We start from the raw sequence: 4,901 nt of genomic DNA, 5'->3' as shown, positions 1-4,901 counted from the left end.
ACAGTGCCGTACGAACCGCGTCACGATCTCGAACGTCCCTGTCACAGAGGACCTTCGGCCCTGTCACGCGGCGCGCGACGGAAGTGGGATGGAGGAAAGAGTCCACACCGCCCGGGAGAGGACGACGCGCGCGCGTGAACGTCAGCGGGGTCGCCGAGGTGGTCGGCGGGCCGCCTCGGGGCCGTGATGACGTCCCTGTCTGGAAGGATCGATGAAAATGCTGGCTCGCGATGTCATGACCGGCCCGGTCGTCACGCTCCTGCCCGCCCACTCGGTGCGCTGGGCCATTCGAGTGCTGTTCGCCAACGCCATCACCGCCGCCCCCGTCCTGGACGACGACGGAACACTCGTGGGGATCGTCAGCGAGATGGACCTGCTGCGAGGTGAGTTCCAGCCCGATCCCCGCACTTCGATGCGCATCGCCCCCGGCCAGACCGCTCCTCCTCCGCCGCTGCGGGTGGAGGAGGTGATGACCCGCCAGGTGGTGACCGTCACCCCCACGACCGACGCCATTCGGCTGGTCGAACTCCTCGTCACCAAGCGCGTCAAGAGCCTTCCCGTCCTGCGGGACGACCGAGTGGTGGGCATGATCAGCCGACGTGACCTGATACGCGTGCTGGCCCGTTCCGACGAGGAGCTGCGCGCGGACGTGCTCGCCGCCCTGTCCGAGCAGTATCCCCTCGGGCCGCGCTGGGAGGTCGCCGTCCACGACGGTGTGGCCACGCTGGGCGGGCACGCCGACGGCCACCACGACCGGATCGCCGATCTGCTGGCCAGGACCGTCCCGGGCGTCATCCGGGTGAGGCACCTCCCGTAACGGGTCGGTGCCCGGCGCTCCGGCAGGGCTGACGCCGCCGTACGTCACCGCCGGCGAGGCGGCCGGATCCTTCCCGGCGATCCAGGACGTTGGTCCCGCCCGTCGGTGACCTCCGGCCGATGAGACGGGCCGCGCGGACGACGACAGTGGAAACGTGGACGAGAGGCGAGGGAGTTCTCCGATGACGAGCATGACCGGCATGTCGGCCGAACGACAAGAGGCGGCCTCGGCGCCCTCGCGCGGTTTCCGTGACGAGGCGTGGCACGCGCACGCGGACGTCCGCGACTTCCTGCAGGCCGGCTACACCCCCGAGATCCGCGCGGCCCGCCGCTCGGGCGTGATCACCCGGCTGCCCGACTCCTGCGGCCGGGGTCGGATCATCGGTGACTGCCGGCGGGTCGCCCCGTACGGCGTCTCCCGCCTCGTCTCCTTCAAGGAGGACGCGCGCAGATGACCGGCGACCGCGAAGCCGTGATACGGCAGGGCGAAGCCGAGCTCCGCCCGCCGCCTGGCTGAGCTGGGCCGCCCGGCCTGGATCAGGTTCGTGCTGGTTCCCGGGGTCACCGACGCCCCGGACAACGTCGACGGCGTCGCCCGTTTCGTGGCCGGCCTGGACAACGTCGACCACGTCGACGTCCTGCCCTACCACCGCATGGCCGCCGAGAAGTACCAGCGCCTCGGCCTGGCCTTCCCCCTGGCGGGTGTGCTTCCCCCCGGCCAGGCGCTGCTGGATCGGGTCCACGCCCAGTTCCGGGCGTACGGCCTCACCAGCGTCTGACCGGCGCGGGACTTCCGGGCGGTTCGCCGCGGGGAGCCCCGTGTCCAAGCCGCTCGCCGGCCGCGTGGCGGCGCCGGTCAGGAGGAGCCGGGAGGCGCTGGGGCGGGGGTCACGACCAGGGGGCAGGCGGCGTGGTGCAGCAGCGAATGGCTGACCGACCCCAGCAGCAGCCCGGTCAGGTCACCGCGGCCGCGTGAGCCGACGACCAGCAGGCCGGCGTGGGCCGAGGCCTCGGCCAGGACGAGCGCCGGGTGACCGTGTTCGAGCTGTTCGGTGACCTTGACGTCGGGGTAGCGCTCGCTCCAACCGGCCAGGGCCTCGGCCAGCAGGCGCCGTTCGGCCTCGGCCGTCTCCTCCGCGGCCCGCAGGGCGAGGGGGCCGCCACCGGCGATCGGACGGCTCCAGGCGTGCACCGCCCGCAGGCCGGCACCGCGCAGGGACGCCTCGGCGAAGGCGAATCCCAGGGCGTCCGCGCCCGCCGCCGAGCCGTCGACCCCGACGACCACCTCTTCGGCCCCCTGCCCGGTGGCCGGGTCGCGGACGACGGCCACCGGGCAGGTGGCCCGCCCGGTTACCCCCAGCGCGACCGAACCGAGCAGCATTCCCGCGAAACCACCCAGCCCGTGGTTGCCGACCACCAGTAGTTCCGCGTCCGCGGTGGTCTCGATCAGGACGGCGCGCGGGTCACCGCCCAGCAGCCGCGGCTGCGCCGCGACGCGGGGATCTTCCTGGCGGGCGCGCTCCAGTGCCGCGTCCAGCATGGTCGCGGCCCCCTCGCGCATCCAGCGGCCCACCTCGGCGTAGCGATCCTCCTCGGAGACCTCCAAGGGCCAGGCGGGCATGGCGTGCACGATGCTCAGCGCACTACCGCGGGCCGCGGCCTCGCGCGCCGCCCAGCCCACGGCCGCGAGCGCGGCCTGCGAACCGTCGACTCCAACTACGATCACGACATCCTCCTCATGGTGCCCATGGCACCATCACACCGGCGGGCGGCCGGAGGGCGACAGCGGTAAAGGTCCTTTGCCCGAGGGACCTCCGTCACCGCGTTCGGAGTCCTGACCTCTCGTGATCTCGGCCGGGACGGTCACCCGCCCCGCTCGCGGCCGGCCACCGGACGAGGTCGCAGAGCAGGGGGGTGAGCACGGCCGTACCCAGGGCCAGCGCCCACCCGGCCGCGGGCAACGGCACCAGGGCCAGCGGGGCGCCGAGAAACGGGACAAGGGTGACAAGCGCCTGGAGCAGCGCGGTGGCGACGACCGCGATCGTGACCGTGCGGCCGTGCCACCATCCCCGCTCGAAGGTCCACCGGCGGGCCCGCACGACGTAGGCGAGGGTGAGGCGGGCGAAGACCAGCGCGAGGACCGCCTGGGTGCGCACCTGCTCGTCGCTCCAGCCCATCCGGCGGGCCGCCTCTACCGCGGCGATCACCAGCAGGCCGACGATGAGGGACCGTAGCCCGACCCGCCTCAGTACGGCGCCCGACAGCAGGCCACCCCGCTGTGGTCGCAGCGCCAGAGGATCTCCCGCGGGCCGGTCGACGCCCAGGGCGATGGCCGGAATCCCGTCCAGCGCCAGGTTGATCCAGAGCAGGTGCACGGGAAGGGGTGTCCGCCTTGATGCTCATGCGTCCAGCAGATCATCGCGGTGGCGGCCTGATCCCGAGGCGAAAGCCACCGGCGCGAGGGACCTTCGGCCCCGGTGCCGGCAGCCCCGGCACGGGTGGCGCGGGTGGAGCGCTCGCCGGTGCGCGGTTCCCTGCGCATCCTGGCGCGGGAACTCCCTCCCTCCGGCGGGAGCCCTCCGGTGCGCGGGCGTCGTCTTCCGGTCAGGCGAGTGCCGGATGTGCCGTTCCGGTCGTGGATTCGATCGCGGCGCGCGGGGCGGGCATGTCTGCGTACCGTACCCGGTCGACCTGGTCGGGGGTGACGACGATGGTGGGGCAGGCCGCCAGGGCGAGGCAGGCCCGCAAGGTCGCCCCGAGGTATCCGCCGCCCGCCGCCGGCCGGAGCCCTCCCAGGACGTGGAAGGGGTTCGCCTTCATGCAACCGCGACCGGCCCGACCCCGGCCGGGGTCGCTGGTCCCGGTTCGCCGGGACCAGCGACCCTCCTGTCACCGGCTGGGGCCGAAGAGCGTCGAGGCATACGGAGGTGGCGGTCCCCGGGTTCTCACCGGTGCCGCGCCGCTTGTCAGGTGAGGGGTACGCGCCAGGTCAGCCGGGTCCCGCCCGGCGGGGAGGAGCCGGCCTCGAAGGAGCCGCCGAGCGCGGTGGCGCGTTCTTCCATGTTGCGCAGGCCGCTACGTTTGCCCTCGTCGGACAGGCCGACGCCGTCGTCGGTGACGGTGAGGGTGAGCCGGTCATCGGCCGTCTCGGTGAAGACGTCGGCCTTGGAGGCCTTGGCGTGGCGCACGATGTTGGACAGCGCCTCACGCAGGACGGCCAGCAGGTGCTCGGCGACCGGTGCGGGCACCTTGTTGTCGAGCTGCCCCTCCATCCGCAGGCCCGGCATGAAGCCCAGGTGCCCACGCGCGCCCTCGACCAGCTCCACGATCCGCGCGCGCAGGCTGGGCTCGTCGGCCTGGCGGGGAGTCTGCAAGGCGAAGATCGTCGAACGGATCTGCCGGATGGTCTCGTCCAGCTCGTTGATCCCGTGCTGGAGCCGGCCTGCGGCCTCGGGATGCTCGACGAACCGCACGATGCTCATCAAGGTCATGGCGACGGCGAAGAGCCGCTGGATGACGACGTCGTGCAGGTCCTTGGCGATCCGGTCGCGGTCTTCCAGCAGCCCCAGCCGCTCGGCGTCCTGGCGGGCCTCGGCCAGCTCCAGCGCGACCGCGGCCTGCCCGGCGAAGGAGTGCAGGGTCCGCAGCTCGCCGCCGCTGAACGGCAGGCGGCCTGGTCGCTTGCCCAGTACCAGCACCCCCCGCACCGCCCCGGCGGCGCCCAGCGGCACCGCGGCGGCGGGACCTACCGTCAGATCCCGGGTGAGGGCGGCGGGCAGGTCCGTCTCGCCGAGATCGTTGACCATGACCGGCTCGCCGCCCAGCAGGGCCCTGCCCGGGAGCGAGCCGGTGACGTCCACCGTGGCCCGGCCGAGTCCGTCGGTACCCGGACCGTCGGCGATCATCACGTGCAGGACCTCGCGGGCCACGTCGGGCAGCATGATCATCGTGGTGTCGGCGGCGGCCAGGTCCCGGGCCCGGCCCACCACCAGGGTCAGCACCTGATCCGGTTCGGCGCCCGACAGCAGGCTGGTGGTGACCTCCGCCGAGGCCTGCAGCCACATCTCCCTGCGCCGGCTCTCCTC

General features: G+C 73.2%; 7 protein-coding genes. 3 read left to right on the top strand and 4 right to left on the bottom strand.

All coding sequences use genetic code 11. The features are described from left to right. Window positions 1-217: 217 nt before the first annotated feature. From ACTOQ3_RS43300 to ACTOQ3_RS43290, 3 genes are all read left to right on the top strand, one after another. Complete coding sequence (locus ACTOQ3_RS43300) at window positions 218-817, top strand: CBS domain-containing protein (RefSeq protein ID WP_440089884.1); 600 nt, start codon at window positions 218-220, stop codon at window positions 815-817. 181 nt (window positions 818-998) lie between these two features. Further along, window positions 999-1,271, top strand: a complete 273-nt coding sequence (locus tag ACTOQ3_RS43295) for a pyruvate formate lyase family protein (protein ID WP_440089882.1) — start codon at window positions 999-1,001, stop codon at window positions 1,269-1,271. 90 nt (window positions 1,272-1,361) lie between these two features. Next, a complete protein-coding gene (locus ACTOQ3_RS43290) occupies window positions 1,362-1,595 on the top strand; it encodes a hypothetical protein (RefSeq protein ID WP_440089880.1) in 234 nt (77 codons plus the stop codon). Window positions 1,596-1,672: 77 nt separating this feature from the next. On the opposite strand, the gene ACTOQ3_RS43285 is transcribed toward ACTOQ3_RS43290, so the two are convergent. The 4 genes from ACTOQ3_RS43285 to ACTOQ3_RS43270 all read right to left on the bottom strand — a co-directional run. After that, complete coding sequence (locus ACTOQ3_RS43285) at window positions 1,673-2,542, bottom strand: universal stress protein (protein WP_440089879.1); 870 nt, start codon at window positions 2,540-2,542, stop codon at window positions 1,673-1,675. 91 nt (window positions 2,543-2,633) lie between these two features. Then, a complete protein-coding gene (locus ACTOQ3_RS43280; RefSeq protein ID WP_440089878.1) occupies window positions 2,634-3,191 on the bottom strand; it encodes a cation transporting ATPase C-terminal domain-containing protein in 558 nt (185 codons plus the stop codon). 229 nt (window positions 3,192-3,420) lie between these two features. Continuing rightward, on the bottom strand, window positions 3,421-3,636 hold the full coding sequence (locus ACTOQ3_RS43275) for a hypothetical protein (protein WP_440089877.1): 216 nt from the start codon (window positions 3,634-3,636) through the stop codon (window positions 3,421-3,423). A 146-nt stretch (window positions 3,637-3,782) separates the two neighbouring features. Continuing rightward, window positions 3,783-4,901 (bottom strand): GAF domain-containing protein (locus tag ACTOQ3_RS43270; RefSeq protein ID WP_440089876.1); only part of this gene is annotated, 1,119 nt, incomplete at its 5' end.

It is taken from the genome of Streptosporangium sp. LJ11, from assembly GCF_051918945.1.
Lineage (GTDB): Bacteria > Actinomycetota > Actinomycetes > Streptosporangiales > Streptosporangiaceae > Streptosporangium.
Note: the sequence above shows the minus strand (reverse complement) of the source record. Positions and strands in the feature narration are given on the sequence as shown.